Below are 21,224 nucleotides of genomic sequence, written 5' to 3'. Positions count from 1 at the left end.
CAACGCTTTCCACTGGGTGGCGGGCACTGGCATCAGCTTGTTTTGAACTGATCCAGTTCCGCCTTCAGCCGGGCAATGTGATCCGGGGTGCCCGGGGCATAGCCACCGGGTTGGCGCTCTATCTCACTGACAACCTCCTTAAGCCGCTGCAGGCGTTGCTGGAGAATCTCGATACTCTGGTTGATCGCCTCCGCCTCCGGCTGGAACAGGTCGTGTTGGCGCAATCGCACCCTGGCGGTCAGGTCGCCCTCGGATAGGGTTTCCACCTCGCGGACGATGACAAAGACCGGCCCGGCGATACGGTGGCTGGATATGAGTGAACCCCACCAGACGCCGACGATCAGCAGTATTTCAACCAGCGCCACAATCAGGGTGTGCCAGCCGTTGAGCAGCAACCCGCGGTAGTCCGGCAGCAGGGTGTTGATGATGATAAACAGATTGATCAGTAGTACCGAAGCCGCAGCCGCAACCAGCGCGTACTGGTATTGAAACCGGCTGTTGATCACGACCGATTTGCGACGGTTCTCCATGGTGCTCTCCCTACCAGACAGGTGCGCTCAGACTATTACAACAACCCCTGACGGGCAATGGTTATTGGGCTGCACCCGGCCCCAACGGCTGGCCGTAACTGAATTCCACATAATTGCCGTTGGGGTCGCGCAGGCCGCAGTAATAGCCCACCGGGTAGGGTTCATCCCGTGGCGGCCACACCAGTTCCCCACGCTCTTTTGCGCGGCGGGCAATCTCATCCACCGCGGCGCGACTGGGCAGGGCAAAACCGAAATGGCGGTAGTCGTCGTCGGGCAACTGGAGATCGCGACCGCCATCCATCAGCACGAAAATAAAGTCCTGTTCCCGCCCCGGCTCCGCCAGCCAGACAATGCGCTGTTGTGCGGTGCTGCGTTCATGGCAGACACGCATGTCGCAGTAGTCGCGGTAGAACGCGACACAGGCATCCATATCGACCACATGCAGCGCCAGGTGGGTCAGGCGGGGGGAAGACTGGGGGTTCACGATTTTCTCCGCTCATGCCGATCACGAAAAAAGTATAGGTGAATCCCCTGGCCGCTGACGCGTGCCCGAATTAAAGCTCCCGGGTGGCCCGGAACTGCAGTTCCGGGTAGCGCTCCTCGGTGAGCGCCAGATTGACCCGGGTGGACGCCAGGTAGGTGAGATGGCCGCCGCCATCCAGTGCCACGCCGTCCGGCACCTTGCGCTTCAGTTCCTCGATTTTCCTGTTGTCGTCGGACTCTACCCAGCGGGCAGTGTAGACATTGACCGGTTCGTAAACCGCCTCGACGCCATACTCATCCTTGAGGCGGTAGGCCACCACCTCAAACTGCAACTGCCCCACCGCGCCGACCACAATGTCGTTGTTGTTGAGCGGAAAGAACACCTGGGTACTCCCCTCCTCAGAAAGCTGTTGAAGACCTTTCTGTAACTGCTTGGTTTTCATGGGATCACGCAGACGTATGCGGCGAAACAGTTCCGGGGCGAAGTGGGGAATACCGGTGAACTTGAGGTCTTCGCCAGCGGTGAAGGTGTCGCCGATCTGGATGGTGCCGTGGTTGTGCAGGCCGATGATATCCCCGGCCAGCGCCTCCTCCACCGCCATCCGCTCGCCGGCCTTGAAGCCCACCGCGTCGGCGATGCGCACATCCTTGCCGAGGCGCACATGGTGCATTTTCATGCCCTGTTGGTATTTGCCGGAACAGACCCGCATGAAGGCGATGCGGTCCCGGTGTTTCGGATCCATGTTCGCCTGGATCTTGAACACAAAGCCGGAAAACTGCTCCTCGCCGGCTTCCACCACGCGCTCAACCGCCTGGCGAGGCTGTGGCGCCGGAGCCCACTGCACAAAGTGGTCGAGCATCTCGCGCACCCCGAAATTGGACAGGGCGGTACCGAAGAACACCGGCGTCAGCTGACCGGCCAGGAACAGCTCCAGGTCAAACTGGTGGGTGGCGCCGCGCACCAGCTCGATCTGCTCGCGGATCTCATCCACGTAATAGCCGAGCAGTTCGGTGGCCGCGTCAGAGTCCAGCCCCTGGATCTGGATATCCTCGGGAATGGTGTGGCCCTGGCCCGGTTTGAACACATGGATGGTGTCGGTGTAGAGGTTGTAGACCCCCTTGAAATCGTGACCCATGCCGATCGGCCAGTTGATCGGCGCACCGGCAATCTTCAGCACCGACTCGATTTCATCCAGCAACTCAATGGGGTCGCGGATATCCCGGTCCATCTTGTTGACGAAGGAGATGATAGGGGTGTCCCGCAGCCGGCACACATCCATCAGTTTGATGGTGCGGGCCTCGACGCCCTTGGCGCCGTCGATCACCATCAGCGCGGAATCCACCGCCGTCAGGGTGCGGTAGGTATCCTCGGAGAAGTCTTCGTGGCCGGGGGTATCCAGCAGGTTGACCATGGCATCCCGGTAGGGAAACTGCATCACCGACGAGGTCACCGAGATGCCCCGCTCCTTCTCCATCTGCATCCAGTCGGAGGTGGCTTGGCGATCACCTTTCTTGCCCTTGACGGTACCGGCCACCTGGATCAGGTTGCCGAACAGCAGCAGCTTCTCGGTAATGGTGGTTTTACCGGCGTCAGGGTGCGAAATAATCGCAAAAGTGCGTCGATTCTGAAATTTCCGGCTCATGGGCAGCATTCGGTGAGTGTTGGGAGCGGCGCATTGTAGCCGAAGAGCCGTAGCCTATAAATTGTTGCCGTAGATCTTTTCCCGACGGCCTTGTGCCGACCCGAACACGCCCTTGCGTTGCATCTATGGGGCGAGTGACTATAATGTGCCCCTCTTTAGCGCTGTACCCTCCCTATGAAATGTTACCCCGGCTCCGCGCCCACGCCACCGTAAGCCCGATTCAGCCTGCTGAAATCAGTACGACGATCTGCTGTTGCCAAAAACGGCACGGCCTTCCGGGCCATGTCTCCAGCATATTTTTTCCCGTTCACAGCACCGATACACCTAACTGGCCATAGGGCCATGCCGGGCAATACAAAAACAGGATTTTTATGTTACTTAGCTCTACCCGCCAGCAATGGCTGGGCAACATCCGCGCTGATCTGTTAGCCGGCATTGTTGTTGCCCTGGCGCTGATCCCCGAAGCCATCGCCTTTTCCATTATCGCCGGGGTGGACCCCAAGGTGGGGCTCTACGCCTCGTTCTGTATCGCCGTGATCATATCCATTGTCGGCGGTCGGCCGGGGATGATCTCAGCGGCCACCGGTGCCATGGCGCTGTTGATGGTGACGCTAGTGAAGGAACACGGCCTGCAATATCTGCTGGCGGCGACGCTGTTGACCGGGGTGCTGCAAATTTCAACTGGTTACCTGAAACTCGGCAACCTGATGAGTTTTGTGTCCCGCTCGGTGGTCACCGGCTTTGTCAACGCGCTGGCAATACTGATCTTTATGGCCCAGTTACCGGAATTGACCCATGTCACCTGGCACGTTTACGCCATGACCGCCGCCGGGCTGGGCATTATCTACCTGTTCCCGCACCTGCCGGTGGTGGGCAAGATCGTGCCCTCGCCGCTGGTGTGCATTGTGTTACTGACGCTGGTCGCCGTAGTAGCTGGTCTGGACATCCGCACCGTCGGCGATATGGGCGAGCTGCCGGACACCCTGCCGCTGTTCCTGTGGCCAGATGTACCGCTCAATCTTGAAACCCTGTATATCATTTTCCCCTACGCCATTTCCCTGGCGGTGGTGGGCCTGCTGGAATCGATGATGACCGCCACCATCGTCGACGACCTCACCGATACCAACAGTGACAAAAATCGCGAGTGCAAGGGCCAGGGCATCGCCAATATCGGCGCCGGCCTGCTGGGCGGCATGGCCGGTTGTGCCATGATCGGCCAGTCGGTGATCAACGTTAAATCCGGCGGCCGCGGCCGTCTTTCCACCCTGACGGCGGGGGTGTTCCTGATTGTCATGGTGGTGTTTCTCGGCCCCTTGATTTCGCAGATTCCCATGGCGGCGCTGGTGGCGGTGATGATCATGGTATCCATCGGCACCTTCAGCTGGCAGTCGATCATCGATCTGAAAAAATACCCCCTGTCCACCAACCTGGTGATGGTGGCCACCGTGCTGGTGGTTGTCTCCACCCACAATCTCGCCTACGGTGTATTCGTGGGGGTGCTGCTGGCCTCGCTGTTTTTTGCCAACAAGGTCAGCCACTTTATGTATGTGTCCTCGGAACTGGACGCACTGACCGACATCCGCACCTACCGGGTGGTGGGGCAGGTATTTTTCAACTCGGCGGACAAGTTCACCGCCCAGTTTGACTTCAAGGAAGTGCGGGACAAAGTGGTGATCAACCTCAGCCGCGCCCACTTCTGGGATATTTCCGCGGTGGGCGCCCTGGACAAGGTGGTGATCAAGTTCCGCCGCGAGGGCGTTGCGGTGGAGCTGATCGGCCTGAATGAGGCCAGCGCCACCATCGTCGACCGCTTTGGCATCCACGACAAACCGGAAGAGATCGACCAGGTCCTCGGGGGACACTGATGAGCATTCAACACAGAAGCACTATCCTGGCCGGCATCGACGGCTCCACCTACAGCGCGGCGGTGACGGACTACGCCGCCTGGATCGCCGTAAAGCTGCGGGCGCCCCTCAAGCTGCTGCACAACATCGAACACCGGGACACCCCGCCGCTGACAGACCTCAGCGGCAGTATCGGCCTGGGCAGCCGCGAGGAACTGCTGGAAGAACTGACCCGCATGGAGGAGCGGCGCAGCCGCATCCTGCTGGAACAGGGCAAGGCGATGCTGCAGGACGCCCATGAGCGGGCGTTGGCGCGGGGCTGCCCGGAGGCGGAAAACCTGCAACGCCACGGCAGCCTGGAAGAAACCCTGGTGGAGATGGAAGAGGAAATCCGGGTGCTGGTGGTGGGCATTCGCGGCGAGGGGCACGAAAACCGGGAAAAACAGATCGGTACAAAATTAGAGTCACTGATCCGCGCCCTGCACCGCCCGGTGCTGGTGGTCAACCGGCCGTTCGAACAGCCCCCACAGCGCATCATGATCGCCTACGACGGCGGAGAGGTATCCCGCAAGGCCCTGGATATGGTCAGCCTGAGCCCCCTCTACCAGGGCCTGGAATGCCACCTGGTACACGTGGGACAGGGAGAACAGGAATCGGCGCAACTGCAGGAGGGCGCCGCCATTTTGCGACAGGCGGGCTTGAAAACCATCTGCGCCGAGCTGAGCGGCGATGTGCAGCAGCAACTGGAGCGCTACTACCGCGAGCACGCCATTGAACTGGTGGTGATGGGCGCATTCGGCCAGAGCCGCCTGCGAGAGCTGTTGTTCGGCAGCCTCACCCAGCGCATGCTGATCAACTCAAAAATACCGCTGTTGCTATTGCGCTAGTTCCTCCGCTCAACCCATTTCGCCTGGCCTTTTAACAGGGTCGGGCGAAAACGTCTTTGCTGTCGGTGCGACAATTTGTCACATCCTCAAAAGCGTGCTTCATCAGTAAGATGCCGGCCACTCGAACCTGACCATGGAGATCCGGCCCGTGAAGCGCGACTTTCCCCTCGTACATCCCCGCTTATTTCCCGGCTTATCTCCCCGCTTAGCCACGCTGTTGCTGACCACCCTGCCGCTGCCCCTGCTGGCGGAGCACAGCACCCCCGAAGAGATCAATGTGACCGGCGTACAGACTACCGGAGAGCTGTCACTGGCTATTGAACCCGCCGAGCTGCCCGTGCTGGACACCGCGGAGCTGCTGAAGCGGGTGCCGGGCGCCAACGTCAACAGCAATGGACCCGTTACCGGCATCGCCCAATACCGGGGCCTGTACGGAGAGCGAGTCAGCATTCATATCGACCGCGCCCCCACCCTCACCGGCGGCCCCAATGCCATGGACACGCCGCTAACCTACACCCCGCCCATGTTGCTGAAGTCTCTGAAGGTTACTCGCGGTATCGCTCCGGTCAGCGCGGCCCAGGAAAGCCTCGGCGGACATATGACGGCCACTTTGGACCGCGGCGAATTTGGCAATAGCGAGGAGTTCGAAACCTCAGGCGCCCTCTCCAGCCGCTTTAACGGCAACAGCGATGGTTCCAGCAGCGCACTGAAATCTACACTGGCCAACCGCCATCACAAGGTCACGGCGCTGGCCAGCCACGATGAGGGGGACGAGACCCGCATTGGCGACGATGATGACATCGGCGGCAGCCAATACCGCCGCAGCCGCTACGATCTGAGTTACGGCTGGCAAAACGACGACAGTCACTTCGAAATCTACGCCGGCGAACTGGACACCCGCGACACCGGCACCCCCGCCCTGCCCATGGACATCAACCATATCGACGGCGATATGGCGGGCACCCATGTCAGCACCACCATTGGCGATGTGGTGGTCAGCGGACAGCTGTCCTACAACCATGTCGATCACAAAATGGATAATTTCTCCCAGCGCACAGCACCCGCTTCCCTGGCGGATTACCGGACCAATAATGCCAGCGCCCACAACACCGCCTGGACATTTAACGCCCGCTGGCCGGTGAGCAACGGTTATCTGACCCTGGGAACCGATGGCAACCAGACGGTGCACACCGCCACTATCAGCAACCCCAACAACGGCATGTTCGAGGTGGCCAACTTCAACGACGCCGAGCGGGATAGCTACGGCATTTTCAGCGAGTGGCAAGGCGAGATCGGTGAGTGGCATGTAGAGACCGGCGCACGGGTCAACCGGGTGCAGATGGACAGTGAAACCGTGGGCGCCAGCGGCATGATGGGGATGATGGCGATGAATGCCAACCTGCTGGCCTCAGCTTTCAACAACGGTGATCGGGACGAGGACTTCACCTACCTGGACCTGGCCCTCAACCTCAGTCGGGTTCTGACCGACACCACCACCCTGAATTTGGGCCTCGGCCACAAGCACCGCGCGCCGTCCTATCAGGAGCGCTACCTGTGGCTGCCGCTGACGGCAACAGGTGGTCTGGCGGATGGCCGCAACTATATCGGCAACCTGGATCTGGACGAGGAAACAGCCCATGAAATCACTGTGGGCATCGACTGGCAAAACGGCACCGCCTGGTTGACCCCACAGCTGTTCTACCGCCGCATCGACGATTACATCCAGGGTGTTCCCACCACTGATGCCACGGCCAACATGCTGAGCACCATGATGGGGGGCCAGCCGGCGCTGATGTTCGACAATGTCAACGCCGAAATGTACGGCGCCGATATGGCTTACGGCTACGCCCTCTCCGCCACCCTGCGTATCGAGGGCACGCTCAACTATGTGCGCGGCAAACGCCGGGATGAGGATGACAACCTGTACCGGGTGGCCCCGCTCAACAACCGCCTGGCACTGATCTACCAGCAGCAGGCCGTCATCCTGGCAGTGGAATCGGTACTCTATGCCCCGCAGAACAAGGTATCTGGATTCAATCAGGAAGAGAAAACCCCCGGCTACGGCCTGGTCAACCTGTCGGGCAGTTACCAACTGACCCCGCAACTGACCCTGTCCGGCGGGGTGGAAAACCTGTTTGACAACCGCTATCGGGACCACCTGGCCGGCTACAATCGCAATGCCGACAGCGACATCGCGGTGGGCGAGCGCCTGGCGGGGCCGGGTCGCAATATTTACCTGGCCGCAACCATGCACTGGTAACGGGGGCATCTGTTAACATCCCACCATGACCGGAATCAACACATCCCTCCACTCGGCAGCGCGACACAACCTGCGCCAGCTGAGTATCATCCGCAACATCGCCCTTGGGGGCCAATTACTGGCCCTCCTTTTTTTCAGCCAGATACAGGATATCGGCCTGCCGGTGCTGGTACTGGGCGCGATACTCGCCCTCTACGCACTGGTGATTGCCACCACCTGGTGGCGCACCTTCCGCTACCCGGCCATCACCGAAATGGAATTTTTCTGCCACCTGCTGGTGGATATTGCCTTTTTCACCGCCCTGCTGTTTTTCAGCGGCGGCGCGGCCAATCCCTTCGTGTCCTATTACCTGGTGCCCATCAGCATCGCCGCCGCCACCCTGCCCCTGCGCTACACCTGGACGATAACGCTGCTGTCCCTGGCGGCCTACAGCTGGCTGCTGGGCAACAACCTGAGCATTCCGGCGCTGTCCCCCGGCCACCACCACGGCGAAAGCAACAACCTGCACATCCTCGGCATGTGGTGCAACTTCGCCGTCAGCGCCGGCCTGATCACCTATTTCGTTACCCGCATGGCCAGCACCCTGAAATGGCAGGAGGAACAACTGGCCAACCAGCGGGAGGATCAGTTGCGCGACGAACAGCTCCTGGCCATTGGCTCACTGGCGGCGGGCACCGCCCACGAACTGGGCACACCGCTCAATACCATGAAAATTCTGGTGGACGAGATGGTCGCCGAACAGTCCGCCAGCGGCGAAGATCTCAACATCCTGCAACAGCAGCTGGAGCAGTGCCGCACCACCTTGAAACAACTGGTGGCCACCGCAGAAGGTGGGGCCGGCAGCCTTGAACAGGGCTCACTGCGCGCCTATTTCGACAAATTGTTTGAGCGCTGGCAGGTCATGCGTCCACGGGTTCAGGCCCATATCCGCTACGGGGAAAAGCTGACGGACCACCCCGTGCAGTTTCACCCCACTGTGGCCCAGTCCCTCACCAGCCTGCTCAACAACGCCGCCGACGTCAGTCCCGAGCGAGTGGATGTTGAAGTGGGCTGGGACGAGCGGATGGTCGAACTCTGCATTCGGGATTCTGGTCACGGCATTGCCCCGCAATTGCAGGGCCGGCTCGGCCAACCCTTCCAATCCAGCAAACCCGATGGCATGGGACTCGGCCTGTTCCTCACCCAGGCAACCCTGAATCGCTACGGCGGCACCGTCAGTATCGAGCCCGGCGCGGAGGGTGGCACCCTCACCCGGGTACTGCTGCCCTTGAGGTCTGAGCCATGACGCTGCCCTGCCTGCTGATCGTCGACGACGACGCCACCTTTGCCAGCATCCTGGCGCGGGCCTTGGCTCGGCGAGGCTATCAAGCCATCACCGCCCACAATGCCAGTGAAGCCTTGGCCCAATGTCGCGACTACCAGCCCAGTCGGGCGGTGGTGGACCTGAAGCTGGAAACGGAATCGGGGCTCAACCTGCTGCCGCAACTCAAGGCCATCAACCCGGACATCCAGGTGCTCATTCTGACCGGCTATTCCAGCATCTCCACCGCCGTGGAAGCCATCAAAATGGGCGCCGCCAACTACCTCTGCAAGCCCGCCTCGGTGGACGACATACTGGCGGCTTTCGAGGGCGTAAAACCCAATTCCGAAGTGCCGATCAACGACACCCCTCCCTCGGTAGAACGCCTGGAATGGGAACATATCCAGCGCGTACTGGCCGAACACGACGGCAATATCTCCGCCACGGCACGCAGCCTGGGGATGCACCGTCGCACCCTGCAGCGAAAACTGCAAAAACGCCCGGTCAAACACTGAGCGCCCCCGCTGTGCAGAGCGACTGACCGGGATCGAGCCGCGGTCGGCCCGACGTGCCAAGATCACAGATCGAAACTATTCTTAAGCAAGAAAGCGCTTAAGCGAGCAAGCAGACAAGCTGTTTTCCTTCACAACTCACTCTGTTGGGAGGTAGGCCATGAGTGGAACCATCTGGGTACTGGTTGCCGACGCAACCCAGGCGCGACTGTTCAGCACAACTGGCTCAAAGGAACCCCTGCTAGAGCTGAAAGACATGCTGCATAGTGCTGGCCGCAGCAAAATTTCAGACCTGGTCACCGATCAGCCCGGCAGATACAGCGGCAGCGGTCATACGGGCATCCACGGCATGGAAGACGGCCAGGATATCAAGAATCAGGAACGGGATATCTTTGCCCGGGAAATCTGCGCGCTGCTGGAAAAAAGTCACCGACAGCAACGGTTTCACCGGCTCTACCTGGTCGCCCCCTCCCACATGCTGGGAGCCTTTCACAAACACCTCGGCAAGGACGTCAAAAAGCGCATCCCGGAGGAATTTGACTCGCTGCTGGTGAAGTTGTCCCCTGCCGAAATCCGCAACCATTTGCCCAAATACCTATAAGTGAGCAGACCGTGACAGATAAACCATTACCCCCGGCGCTGCCGATCGAAAGCCTCTACAGACGCTGTGATCCGGCAACCCTGAGTTTTAAAGACACCACGGAACTCGAACACCTGGACAATTATTTTGGCCAGGATCGCGCCCTGGACGCCATGCGATTTGGCCTCGGCATCCACCATGAGGGCTACAACATCTACGTCATGGGTTCTCCTGGCATGGGCAAACACGAGATGCTGCAGGATTTCCTGCAACAGCACATCGCCGACGACCCGCGTCCCAACGACTGGTGCTACATCAACAACTTCAGTGCCCCCCAGCAGCCCAAGGTGTTGAAACTGCCCTGCGGCGTGGCCGGTCGCCTGCAAAAGAATATGGAACAGTGCATCGAGGACCTGCTGGTGACCATACCGGGGGTGTTCCAGAGTGCCGAATACAAGGCCCGCCTCAATGAAATCTCCGAGGAATACAGCGACAAGGAACAACAGGCATTTACCACCCTGCGGGACAAGGCCAAGGAACGCGACATCGCGCTGATGCAAACCCCCACCGGCTACACCCTGGCCCCCCTGGCCAAGGATAAAATTATTACCCCCGAAGAATTCGAGGCCCTCGACGAAGCAGAACAAAAGACGATTGAAGAGAAAATCAGCGAGCTCAAGGAAGAATTGAAACAGGTGGTCCTGAAAATGCCCATGTGGATGAAAGAGGGCCGCGAGCGCATGAAAAAGCTCAACCAGAATATCGTGCTGAACGCTGTCAACCAGATATTCCGCGAGCTGGAGATCCGCTATGGGGAGCACGCCGAGGTACTCAATTTTCTCGCCGAAGTGAAACAGGATGTGATCGAAAACGTCGATGCCTTTCGCGAAGAAGAGGGCCATGCCAGTGGCCCGGAAGACCTCAAGGCACGGGTGCACGAATTTCCCATGTACAAGGTAAATGTGCTGGTGGATAACAGCGGCACCTGTAGCCCGCCGATCGTCTATGAGGACAACCCCTCACTCAACAACTTGATGGGCAGGGTGGAACACGAGGCGCAGTTCGGCACCCTCACCACCGACTTCACCCTGATCCGCAACGGCGCCCTGCACCGCGCCAACGGCGGCTACCTGCTGCTGGATGCCCTCAAGGTGCTGACCAACCCGTTCGCCTGGGAAACCCTGAAACGGGCGCTGCACGCCCATGAGATCCGCATTGAATCCATCGACCAGCTACTCAGCCTGGTGAGCACCAAATCGCTGGAGCCGGAGCCGGTGCCCCTGGACCTGAAGGTGATCCTGCTCGGCGACCGCATGATCTACTACCTGCTGGAAGCCTACGACCCGGATTTCAAGCTGCTGTTCAAGGTGCCCGCCGATCTTTCCGAAGACCTGCCGCGCACCGCCGACAACACCCTCGGTTATGCCCGGCTGATCGCCGCCCTGCAACACCGCAAATCACTGCGGCCCCTGGATCCCGGCGCGGTAGCCCGGGTGGTCGAACAAGGTTCGCGGATGCTGGAAGACGCCGAAAAACTGCCCCTGCGCCTGAACAGTCTCACTGACCTGCTGTGTGAAAGTGACTACTACGCCGCTATCGCCAAGGCCGACAGGATTTCCGCGCTCCATGTGCAGCAGGCAATAGAGGCCGCCGTCCGGCGTATGGATCAGTTCAGGGAACGGGTGCACGAAAGTATTCTGCGGGACATCCAGCTGGTGGATAGCAGCGGTGCGAAAGTGGCGCAAATCAACGGCCTGTCCGTGTATCAACTGGGGGAATATGCCTTTGGCGGCCCCACCCGCATCACCGCCCAGGCGCGGCTGGGCAGCGGCAAGGTGCTGGATATCGAGCGGGAGGTAAAACTCGGCGGCAACATCCACTCCAAGGCCGTGCTGATCCTGTCCGCCTTTATTGCCAGTCGCTTTGCCAAAAATCGTCCCCTGCCGATTTCCGCCAGCCTGGTGTTTGAACAGTCCTACGGCGGTGTCGAGGGCGACAGCGCCTCGGTGGCGGAAATTACCGTGTTGCTGTCCGCCATAGCCGATATCCCGATTCGCCAGAATCTCGCCGTCACCGGGTCCATCAACCAGCACGGACAGGTACAGGCCATCGGTGGTATCAATCAGAAAATCGAAGGCTTCTACGATATCTGTGCCGCACGGGGGCTGACCGGCGATCAGGGGGTTGTCATGCCCAGCGCCAACACCCAACACCTGATGCTGGCCAGCCGGGTCATCGATGCCGTGGCCAGCGGGCAATTTCACATCTATGCGGTCTCCACCATCGACGAGGCCCTGTCCCTGCTCACCGGTATCCCTGCCGGCGAACCCGATCAACAGGCGCAGTACCCGGCTAACTCGGTCAATGGCCGGGTCGCGGCAAAAGTGGCGGAATGGATTCAGCTGGCAAAAAAATACGCTGTCCACGATGACAAGGGTGACCGTCGTGAGCAGTAGCACTGAACGGCGCATCCTGATCGCCCTGGATGCCTACAGTGCCACCGAAACCGGGCTGGTGACGCTGGTCAGCATCGCCCGTCGACTGAATGCGTCGCTAACCGGACTGTACATCGAAGACAGTCAGCTGATGTCCGTGGCGGAATTGCCCTTCTCCACCGAGATCAACTACCTGTCGGCGGAAGAGCGGGAACTGCAACCGGCAGAACTGTTGCGGATCAACAAAATTGCCGCGGCCAGGGCGCGCAGGCTGTTGGAAAAACTCAGTAGCCGGGACAAGTTGGCCTGGACCTTTGCCGAGGAAAGCGGGGAGCTGGCGGTCTGCGCACTGTCCCATCAGGGCTGCGATATTTTTTTCCCCGGACGCAGCCGCCCCTATCTCAGCCTACAGCGGCAGTCTTCCCAGCCCCACCAGCAGCTGACCCTGATCTATCACTGCCAACCAGAGTTTGACCGCATGCTGGAAGTGGTCAGGCTGCTCTCGGTGAATGGCATGGTGTCGGATGTCACCATCGTCAGCGAAACACCCCTGCCCGCAGACATCGCCGAGAAATTGCCGGTGCAGGGTGTCCGCCTGCATTTTGAACTGGTGCGTTCAACCCGCCCGGAGCAACTGCGCTTCCTGAAACTGCCCGTTTCATCGCTGATTTTGATGTCGAAAAACGCCCTCAATGGGCTCACCGAACGACAACTGGCGGAACTGACTGAACAGTTCAGTTATCCGTTAATGCTGGTCAATTGACGGCCGGCAATGGCGGCGCTATCAGTTGAGCACCCGGTAACCCCTGCCCCGCAGGCAGTTTCTCACCACCTGTTGTTGTTCGCGAGTACCCGATGACACCCCTTTGACGGCGCCGGTAACCGCGCCGACCCCGGCACCGCGTTTGGCCGTATCGCTGTCGCCAACTATCGCGCCAACCACCCCACCCAATACCGCGCCGCCGGCGGTGGAAGTGGCAGTGCGCTGGGCCACGGGCACCTGGGAGGCATAGGATTGGCATTCCGCCAGATCGCTGTGGTAATGGGACATATCAACACCCTTGGTATCGATAATGATGCCGCCAGTGCTGCCATAGGGAGAACCAGCGGGGCTGGTGCAGCCGCCGAGAACCAGCAGCACTGCGCCGATTAGCAAACCCTTCTTCATTACTGTTCTACTCCCGGCCCGACTCAACGGTGCCCATATAATGCTCTGCTGTAATAAAACGCACGGATTCGCCCCGGGTTGACAACCTGCTGCGATTATTCCGCCTGGGACTGCAAACGCTCTGCCTCGTCGGCGATCATACGTTGCAGCACATCAATGTTCTCTGCCACATTGCGCTGGCCAATCTGCATGCCCTTCTGAAACAGTTCAGGAGACAAGCGCATTGCTTTTGCACCCGCAGGCGTCTGGTAAAACGCGGTGATCTGCTGGATCTCTTCCAACGTGAAGGCTTCGGTGTAGAGATCAATCAACTGTTCACTGATGGCCGGGTAGCTGAGGTACTGGTCGTAAAATGCTTTGAACACCCCCTGATAGGGGGCCAGGGCCGGGTTATTTTCCAGTTCCACCACCAGCGCTCGCTGGATCATGTCGTTCATGACTTGCTCGGCGTGGATACTTTCCAGCAGTCCCCTGGCGGCCTCCCGCTCGGGATCGGCAAAGCCCGGCGCGCTCACCAGGCTCAACACCATTGACAGGCTGAGCAGTTGCAATATTTTCATCACCGCACCTACTTCTGGAAGTTCATCAAGCCGCGTACTGCGGCGGGAATATCACCGGGTAGCAACACCAGTTTGGAATTGTCGGATTTGGCCATCTCACGCATGGCTTCCACGTACCGCTCCCCCAGTAAAAAGACCGCCGGCAGTTCTTTGTCCTGAATGCCTTCAGTGACCTTTTCGATCGCCTCTTTGGTCGCAGTGGCGAGAACCACCTTGGCTTCCGCATCCCGGCGCGAGGCTTCCAGGCGCCCTTCCGCTTCCAGAATGGCGGCGGTTTTTTCACCGTCGGCGCGGGTCACGGTGGCGCGCCGCTGGCGTTCGGCAGCGGCCTGTTCTTCCATCGCCTGCTGCATGGTACCGGAGGGATTGATGTCCTGAATTTCCACGGTTTTCAAGGTGATCCCCCAGTCGGAAATATCATCGGAGATGGAGGATTTCAGTTTGGCTTTGATCTGATCCCGCGAAGACAAGGCATCATCCAGATCCATTTCACCGACAATGGAGCGCAGCGATGTCTGCACCAGATTGCGGATCGCCAGTTCGTAGTCCTCTACGCCGTAGACTGCCTTTTCCGGGGAGAGGATATTAATGTAGGCCACCGCATTGGCGATGATTACCACGTTATCGCGGGTAATCACTTCCTGGGAAGGGATATCCAGCACGATATCCTTGGTGGATATTCTGTAAGCCACGCTATCGACGTAGGGAATAATGATGTTCAACCCCGGCGGTAGGGTTTTATGGTATTTGCCCAACCGCTGCACCACATGCTTGCTGCCCTGCGGCACGATCCTGACACCCAGTCCAATGGTAATCGCCGCCAGTACCAGCAGCGCAAAAACGACAATTGTGCCTTCCATTCCTTTCTCCTTTAGAGGGCTTAACTCAATATATTAGTGGGAAAAACTTAATCCAGTTTCACCACAATCAGGGTGTTGCCGGAAAATTCTTTAATAAAAACCCGATCGCCCTCGGCGACCTCCTGCTCACAGATAAACTCCCACTCATCGGCACTCAGTACCGGCGTGGTAAAACGCACGATACCGCGCCGTTCGCCCATGGGAACCTTGATCACCTGCCCGGATTCGCCGATGGCTGACTCGCGGGCAATGCCGGCGGTGGTTTTATCGATCATGCGCGGCTTGAAATACTTGAACCAGAGCAGCGCAAAAGCACAGGACGCCAGCAACCAGACCAATAGCTGTCCGGTCAGTGACAAATGGGGTATGAACAGTAACAGGACACCCACTATCAGGGCACCCAGACCAAACCAGAAAATGGTAAAACTGGGAATAAAAATTTCCATAATCACCAGCACAATACCGAGCACCAGCCAGTGCCAAGATGCGAGTTCAAATTCCATTGACAGGATTCCTCTGGATAATATTTTGTTAGTTAGCGGCGGCCTTGCAGCCTGTTGAGAATATGCAGTACCAACGGCAGCATCAGCACCAGTCCGGCCGCCACCAGCAAATAGTCGGCGGGGCCGCCCTCGTCGAGGGCGCCGAGAATGCCGATGGCGACCAGTATCGCCCCCAGCAGATCCAGCAGTATCAGCGACACCGGGATGTTAATTTTCTGCCTATCCATGTTCGTTGACCTTATACCAGATTGCGCAATTTAAGTTCTTCCGGATAGGGGTTCAGATACCACGACTGTTCAATGTATTCATCCGGGGCTCTGCGGAAATGGTGTCTGAGCAGGGTGATGGGCACAATCAGGGGTATCTCTCCCCGGCGGTAGCGTTCAAACACCTCCGCCAATTCCTGTTTGTCATCAGCGTCCAGTTGCTGCTTCAGATAGCCCTGGATGTGTTGCAGGACATTGACGTGATTTTTGCGGGAAGCCGCCTTTTTCAGGGTTGCCATCGCCAGGGCGATATATTCCCCGGCCACTGCGTCCAGATTCTCGCTGCGGGCACTGGCGGCAATACGCCCCAGTTCGCGACTGCCATCCTGATCGTGGCTCATGAAAATCAGTTTATGGCGGGCGTGGAATTCCGTCAGTTTCTGGACACTGAGCCCGTTGGCGTATTCAGTCCGCCAACGGTGATAGATAAACACCCGCTGGATAAAATTCTCGCGCAATCCGGGGTCACCCAAACGCCCCTCTTCCTCCACCGGCAGCAGCGGAAATTTCGCCATAATCTCACGGGTAAAAATACCGACGCCCTCCGGATGGGGCATATTTTTATCGTTGTAAAGTTTAACGCGCTCCATGCCGCAGCTGGGTGAGGCGCGTTTCACGATCATGCCGGATAATTGCTCGATCAGGGAAAGCTGCTGGCGACTGTAATCTATCAACGGCTCGGTGACATCCATTTCACTGTCGCGACTGCCCACCGCTCGAATGCCGCGCTCAGAGGCCACCAGCCGGATGGCCGGTCTGGGTACACCGAGGCCGATACCCACTTCGGGACAAAAACGGTGGAACGAAAAATAGCTGGCCAGGGTGCCATTGATATAGGCGTCGCGCTTGTGACCGCCATTGTGACGGACCTCGTCCCCCATCAGGCAGGCGCTGATACCGACCGGAATTTTCCCCACTAACCGCTCCCCACAACAAGGCCCCAACTATACCCTGTCTGGCGCACAGGGTGTACCGCAGCAGCTGTTACGACGTCCTGGCAATCAGGTAACCAGTTTCAGGTGTGCGATATTGTCCTGTTCGTCCCGATCATCGACCAACGCGGTGAACGACTCGACCGGCATGGGCTTATGGAAGTAGTAGCCCTGGAAGTAATTGCAACCCAGGGTCTGGAGTATGTTGTGCTGCAGTTCCGTCTCGACACCTTCGGCGATCACCTCCAGCGACAGGATATGGCAGAGTTTGATCACCGCCTTGACGATGGAGTAAGTATCCTCGGAGGAGCCCAGATTGCTGATAAATTCCCGGTCGAGTTTCACAAACTGCACCGGCAATTTCTGCAACATGGCCAGCGAAGAGTAACCGGTACCAAAATCGTCCAGGGCGATGCGCAGGCCAAAATCAATCAACTCCAGCAACTGTCCCTGCACCCGGTCCAGATTGTTAATCAGGCTCTCTTCGGTAATTTCCAGCACCAACTGCTGCGGCGAGATACCGTGTTTCCGGACGGTTTCCTTGATCTGCTCGGCGAATTGCTCGTTATCAAACTGTTTGGGGCTGATGTTCACGAACAGCGCCCGGTCCGAATTCCAGATTCCCTGGTCCATCCAGCTGCGCATGTTCCGGCACACGCTGTCAAATACCCAGCCACCCACTTCGTTCATCATCGGCAGTGAAGCCATGAATTCGATAAATTCGGCTGCCGGTACAACTCGCTGGGAAGGACGCTTCCAGCGCAGCAGGGATTCCGCAAAGACCAGGGTTCCGGCGGCGTCCACCAATGGCTGGAAGTGCAGCTCAAACTCGCCGTTCTCAATGCCGGCCCGCAGTTCGCGAATCATGGTGACGCGATACTCCGCCTCCACTGCCATGGAGTCGTCGTAGAAACTGAAGCCCTTGCGACCGTAATTCTTCACCCGGTACATGGCCAGGTCAGCCTGCTTGAGCAGGTCGTGGGAGCTGTAACCATTACCCCGGAACATGACGATACCGCCGCTGACCTCAATCTCGTATTCGAGTCCCTCCCGCTTGCAGACGGTTTTGCCCATCTCCATGATCTTGTCGGCAATGGACAGCACCTTGGCCCGGGCCTCCTGGGCCTTCCCCCCCAGGTCCTGCACCAGCACCACGAACTCGTCGCCACCAAACCGGGCGACCACGTCTTCCTTGCGGACCACCGAGCGCAGCAGCTCGGCAAAATATTGCAATACCAGATCACCCATATGGTGGCCCTGGGTGTCATTGATGTCCTTGAAATGGTCCAGATCGAGAAACAGCACCGCGCCAAACTGTTTGTGGCGCTGGGAGCGGGAAATGGCCGCCTCCAGTTCATCCATCATGCGGCGGCGGTTGGGCAGTGCGGTCAGGGTGTCAAACGTCGCCTGGCGCTGGATGGTCTCCTTGGCGCTGACCTGCGAGGTGATATCCTCGATAAACGACGCCACCCCTATCAGCCTTCCCTCCTTCAGCAGTGGTGTATTGTTCCACTCGCAAATCTTTACCACCCCCTGCTTGTCCTGAATCTCGTGGACACTGTGACTGCCCTCGGCTTTCCGGCGGGACAGCGCTGTCCACATTGACTGGTACTGTTGCAGCGACGCAGGGGGAACAAAAAACTCACAGTGCTTGCCCAGCACTTCCGCCTTGCTGTAACCAAACAGTCGTTCGGCACTGGGGTTCCAGTCAATGACGCGGTTATTTTTGTCCCACTGCACCGCCGCCAGGGGCGCATTCTGCCAATGCTGTTCAAACAGGTAGCCGAGTTCCGCGCGCTTGCGGGCCGATTCTTCCGCTTTGATACGCAGGGAAACATTCTTTTCCAGCAACTGATGCAACTGGATCAACACCACATAAAGGGTGGCGGTGTAGATCAGGCTAAAGGCGGCAAAATAAAGACTGGCGTCATGGCCTGACAGATAGACCTGAAGGGTACAGGGCAATAGCACCATGGCGACGCTGATCAGGGAGGCGCGCATACTGTAGTTAAACAGCATGCCGCTACTCGCCGCCGCACCGATCAGGGTGGAAAAATACAGCCAGTGGTCAGAATCGCGCAGATAAAACTGGATCACGCTGGCAAATGCCCACACCAGACCCAGTGCGATGGAAAGGACTACCGCCAGGTTATTAATGTCCTCGACCAGTTTGGCGTTTATACCCACCAGCTGGTGCGTTTCTGCCAGGCGACGTATCAGCAGCCAGCCCCCGACGAATACCGCCACCGCGTACCCGGACCACAGCACCAGCGGCCAGCTCAGCGAGGAGTTCACCCAGGCAAATACCTGGACAACGCAAAATCCCGCCATCACCCCGAGACACAGGGGCAATCTGTCGAGCAGCAAATGCGCAATTTCAAAGCGGGTGGCTTGCGTCGCCAACTCTTCCGTCGCTTTCATGGGCAAGGGCTCATCTTCCAATCAACGGAAACGATTTTAGAAAAACAATCTGTGGCGTAGGACGGTTAATGTCCGTTTTAGCGACGAACGGCAGGGATCAAGGGTGAATCACCAGCGTTTTGTGAACTGGCTCACAAAGACAGCGCGGAAATATTGGCGCTGGCGATGTGAATTGCCGCTGATCAACGGCAAGTGCCGAAGTCCATGGCCATGATGATGGCATCCATGGGACCTGCGGCGGTGCGGTAGTAATTCCTGCGCACGCAGATCTCCACCAGCCCGGCATTTTGGTAGAGGGTCTGGGCGGAAATATTGTCGGCGCGGACTTCGAGAAACAGGTGTTCCGCCTCACCTGAAACTCGCTCGATTACCGCGTCGAGCAATTGGCTACCCAACCCCCTGCCCTGCCACCGGGGAGCGATGGCAATGTTGAGAATTTCCGCCTCCCCCGCCACCAGCGTATAAATGGCATAGCCCACCAATTTCCCGTCCAGGGTCATGGTTAAACAGCGGTGCTTTGCGAAACTGTCCTGGAACTGGTTTTGATTCCAGGGATGCGGTGTCACCTGCTGTTCAATCGCCGCAATGGCCGCAATATCTTCGGCCAGCATGGCCCGCACAGAGGGGTTGTCACTCACGGCAACACGCTCAAATGCTGAATGGCCAACCAGCTGTCGCGCTTGCCGGCCGGTTCCCGCAGCATCTCCTGCAGGCTGCGGGTGACGATGGCACGCGCCCCGCCAGCCAGTTCCTCCACTGTCCCCAGGACTTCCGGATAAGGCCGTTGTGAGGGCAACAGCAACGCGGCCGGCAATTCGCCCATTAACAACACCGCCAGCACACCGCGCTTGCGAATGCGGACATCCACAAATACCGACAGCATGGCCTTGGCGCCGGCGAGATCCGATGACTCGCCCTTACCGAGCGGCCAGTCAATCAATTCAGGCGTTAATGAACCGCCGTCGCCACGGCCAATGGCCCGCAGCAAATTACCGAGCAGGGCGGTTTCATCGGCGACCGGCACGCCCCCGGAAGACAGGGCATTCAAAACCAGCAAATCCTCGCAGGGCTGCCAGCAGGCGAGCCGGAACGGCGCCTGATCCGCAGCGGGTATCTGTTCGACAGAAACCTGCTCTGACGGCTTCGGTGAGGGCAATGACACCTGTTGAGGCTGCAGCAGTTGCGCTAGCTGCTCTGTGTCGGAGGCCGGGGGCACCTGGCGGGCAAGAGGCGGCTCAACTTCCAGCGGTGCTACCGCCGGCGACGCCACATGGAAAGGCAGCTCAGCGCCGTCCTCTTCCCGGGGGCGATATTGCACGATCCCCAGGGTGCCGAGATACCAGTCACGCAGCGCCTGTCTCATGCCCGGGGCCTTTACACGCCGCCCAGTTGCGGGTGCAGCCGGTCGGGGTTCTCCAACAGATTCAGGGCATTCAGGTAGGCTCGCGCACTGGCGACGAGAATGTCGGTATCGGCACCCTGTCCGTTGACGATACGGCCACCCTTCTCGAGGCGCACGGTTACTTCGCCCTGGGAATCGGTTCCTTCGGTTACGGCATTGACCAGATACAGTTTCAGTTCAGCCTGGCTTTTGGTGAGCTTTTCAATCGCCTTGAAGACTGCATCGACAGGGCCATCGCCATCCGCGGTCGAGCGATAGGTTTCGCCCTTGTAGTGCAGCGTCAGCTCGGCGTGGGGCAATTGACCGGTTTTGGTAATGACTTCCAGCTCCCCCAGGGTAATCTGTTCCGCAGTGGTTTCACCAACCTGAATCTCAGAGACCAGTGCCTGTAAATCCTCGTCGTAGATTTCGCGCTTCTTGTCCGCCAGTTCCTTGAAACGGGTAAAGGCCGCGTTGAGATCGGCCTTGTTGTCGAACTGAATGCCCAGTTCTTCCAGCCGTGCCGAGAACGCCGCGCGGCCGGACAGTTTGCCCAACACAATTTTGTTGGTGCTCCAGCCCACATCCTGGGCCTTCATGATCTCGTAGGTCTCGCGGAATTTCAGCACCCCGTCCTGGTGGATGCCGGACTCGTGGGC

21 protein-coding genes are annotated in these 21,224 nt (G+C 58.8%); 8 read left to right on the top strand and 13 right to left on the bottom strand.

The window, feature by feature from the left end:
* Positions 1 to 32: 32 nt before the first annotated feature.
* The 3 genes from ABY948_RS03150 to ABY948_RS03140 form a co-directional block, all read right to left on the bottom strand.
* On the bottom strand, positions 33 to 530 hold the full coding sequence (locus ABY948_RS03150; protein WP_461481060.1) for a hypothetical protein: 498 nt from the start codon (positions 528 to 530) through the stop codon (positions 33 to 35).
* A 61-nt stretch (positions 531 to 591) separates the two neighbouring features.
* The gene (locus tag ABY948_RS03145; protein WP_461481059.1) at positions 592 to 1,014 is read right to left on the bottom strand and encodes a VOC family protein; all 423 of its coding nucleotides are present in this window, start codon (positions 1,012 to 1,014) and stop codon (positions 592 to 594) included.
* Between the two features lie 70 nt (positions 1,015 to 1,084).
* The gene (locus ABY948_RS03140; protein ID WP_461481058.1) at positions 1,085 to 2,656 is read right to left on the bottom strand and encodes a peptide chain release factor 3; all 1,572 of its coding nucleotides are present in this window, start codon (positions 2,654 to 2,656) and stop codon (positions 1,085 to 1,087) included.
* A 371-nt stretch (positions 2,657 to 3,027) separates the two neighbouring features.
* On the opposite strand from ABY948_RS03140, the gene ABY948_RS03135 reads away from it, so the two are divergent.
* The 8 genes from ABY948_RS03135 to ABY948_RS03100 all read left to right on the top strand — a co-directional run bounded on the left by ABY948_RS03135 (position 3,028) and on the right by ABY948_RS03100 (position 13,237).
* Positions 3,028 to 4,521 (top strand): SulP family inorganic anion transporter, encoded by a 1,494-nt coding sequence (locus ABY948_RS03135; RefSeq protein ID WP_461481057.1) that lies wholly within the window; start codon positions 3,028 to 3,030, stop codon positions 4,519 to 4,521.
* On the top strand, positions 4,521 to 5,387 hold the full coding sequence (locus ABY948_RS03130) for a universal stress protein (RefSeq protein ID WP_461481056.1): 867 nt from the start codon (positions 4,521 to 4,523) through the stop codon (positions 5,385 to 5,387). The genes ABY948_RS03135 and ABY948_RS03130 overlap by 1 nt, the downstream gene beginning before the upstream one ends.
* Positions 5,388 to 5,535: 148 nt before the next feature.
* On the top strand, positions 5,536 to 7,647 hold the full coding sequence (locus ABY948_RS03125; protein WP_461481055.1) for a TonB-dependent receptor: 2,112 nt from the start codon (positions 5,536 to 5,538) through the stop codon (positions 7,645 to 7,647).
* A gap of 25 nt (positions 7,648 to 7,672) precedes the next feature.
* Positions 7,673 to 8,932, top strand: coding sequence for an ATP-binding protein (locus ABY948_RS03120; RefSeq protein ID WP_461481054.1), 1,260 nt, complete (start codon positions 7,673 to 7,675; stop codon positions 8,930 to 8,932).
* Positions 8,929 to 9,462, top strand: coding sequence for a response regulator transcription factor (locus tag ABY948_RS03115; protein ID WP_461481053.1), 534 nt, complete (start codon positions 8,929 to 8,931; stop codon positions 9,460 to 9,462). The genes ABY948_RS03120 and ABY948_RS03115 overlap by 4 nt, the downstream gene beginning before the upstream one ends.
* 157 nt (positions 9,463 to 9,619) lie before the next feature.
* Positions 9,620 to 10,060: a host attachment protein gene (locus tag ABY948_RS03110; protein WP_461481052.1), complete on the top strand. Its 441-nt coding sequence runs from the start codon at positions 9,620 to 9,622 to the stop codon at positions 10,058 to 10,060.
* A gap of 11 nt (positions 10,061 to 10,071) precedes the next feature.
* Entirely contained in the window at positions 10,072 to 12,495 is a 2,424-nt protein-coding gene (locus ABY948_RS03105; protein WP_461481051.1) for a Lon protease family protein, read from the top strand.
* Positions 12,485 to 13,237 carry a hypothetical protein gene (locus ABY948_RS03100; protein WP_461481050.1) on the top strand — a complete coding sequence of 251 codons (753 nt, stop codon included), beginning with the start codon at positions 12,485 to 12,487 and terminating at the stop codon, positions 13,235 to 13,237. Before ABY948_RS03105 ends, ABY948_RS03100 begins: the two co-directional genes overlap by 11 nt.
* 21 nt (positions 13,238 to 13,258) lie before the next feature.
* Here ABY948_RS03100 and ABY948_RS03095 read toward each other — a convergent pair whose 3' ends face one another.
* The 10 genes from ABY948_RS03095 to ABY948_RS03050 all read right to left on the bottom strand — a co-directional run.
* Positions 13,259 to 13,642, bottom strand: a complete 384-nt coding sequence (locus ABY948_RS03095; protein WP_461481049.1) for a YMGG-like glycine zipper-containing protein — start codon at positions 13,640 to 13,642, stop codon at positions 13,259 to 13,261.
* Between the two features lie 95 nt (positions 13,643 to 13,737).
* Positions 13,738 to 14,202, bottom strand: coding sequence for a DUF2059 domain-containing protein (locus tag ABY948_RS03090; protein ID WP_461481048.1), 465 nt, complete (start codon positions 14,200 to 14,202; stop codon positions 13,738 to 13,740).
* Between the two features lie 8 nt (positions 14,203 to 14,210).
* Complete coding sequence (locus ABY948_RS03085) at positions 14,211 to 15,062, bottom strand: SPFH domain-containing protein (RefSeq protein ID WP_461481047.1); 852 nt, start codon at positions 15,060 to 15,062, stop codon at positions 14,211 to 14,213.
* A gap of 47 nt (positions 15,063 to 15,109) precedes the next feature.
* Entirely contained in the window at positions 15,110 to 15,565 is a 456-nt protein-coding gene (locus tag ABY948_RS03080; protein WP_461481046.1) for an NfeD family protein, read from the bottom strand.
* A gap of 32 nt (positions 15,566 to 15,597) precedes the next feature.
* On the bottom strand, positions 15,598 to 15,792 hold the full coding sequence (locus ABY948_RS03075; RefSeq protein WP_461481045.1) for a hypothetical protein: 195 nt from the start codon (positions 15,790 to 15,792) through the stop codon (positions 15,598 to 15,600).
* Positions 15,793 to 15,803: 11 nt separating this feature from the next.
* The gene (locus tag ABY948_RS03070; protein WP_461481044.1) at positions 15,804 to 16,748 is read right to left on the bottom strand and encodes a YbgA family protein; all 945 of its coding nucleotides are present in this window, start codon (positions 16,746 to 16,748) and stop codon (positions 15,804 to 15,806) included.
* An 84-nt stretch (positions 16,749 to 16,832) separates the two neighbouring features.
* Positions 16,833 to 19,184: a putative bifunctional diguanylate cyclase/phosphodiesterase gene (locus ABY948_RS03065; RefSeq protein ID WP_461481043.1), complete on the bottom strand. Its 2,352-nt coding sequence runs from the start codon at positions 19,182 to 19,184 to the stop codon at positions 16,833 to 16,835.
* A gap of 182 nt (positions 19,185 to 19,366) precedes the next feature.
* Positions 19,367 to 19,822 carry a ribosomal protein S18-alanine N-acetyltransferase gene (gene rimI, locus ABY948_RS03060; RefSeq protein ID WP_461481042.1) on the bottom strand — a complete coding sequence of 152 codons (456 nt, stop codon included), beginning with the start codon at positions 19,820 to 19,822 and terminating at the stop codon, positions 19,367 to 19,369.
* Entirely contained in the window at positions 19,819 to 20,547 is a 729-nt protein-coding gene (locus ABY948_RS03055) for a hypothetical protein (protein ID WP_461481041.1), read from the bottom strand. The genes rimI and ABY948_RS03055 overlap by 4 nt, the downstream gene beginning before the upstream one ends.
* A gap of 11 nt (positions 20,548 to 20,558) precedes the next feature.
* Positions 20,559 to 21,224: alpha-isopropylmalate synthase regulatory domain-containing protein (locus ABY948_RS03050; protein ID WP_461481040.1), on the bottom strand; the 666-nt coding region annotated here is incomplete at its 5' end.

Origin of the sequence: Porticoccus sp. (assembly GCF_041592135.1) — a bacterium.
In the GTDB taxonomy this organism is placed as follows: Bacteria; Pseudomonadota; Gammaproteobacteria; order Pseudomonadales; family Porticoccaceae; genus Porticoccus.
The sequence above is the reverse complement of the archived record's forward strand: the minus strand, read 5'-3'. Positions and strand labels throughout refer to the sequence as shown.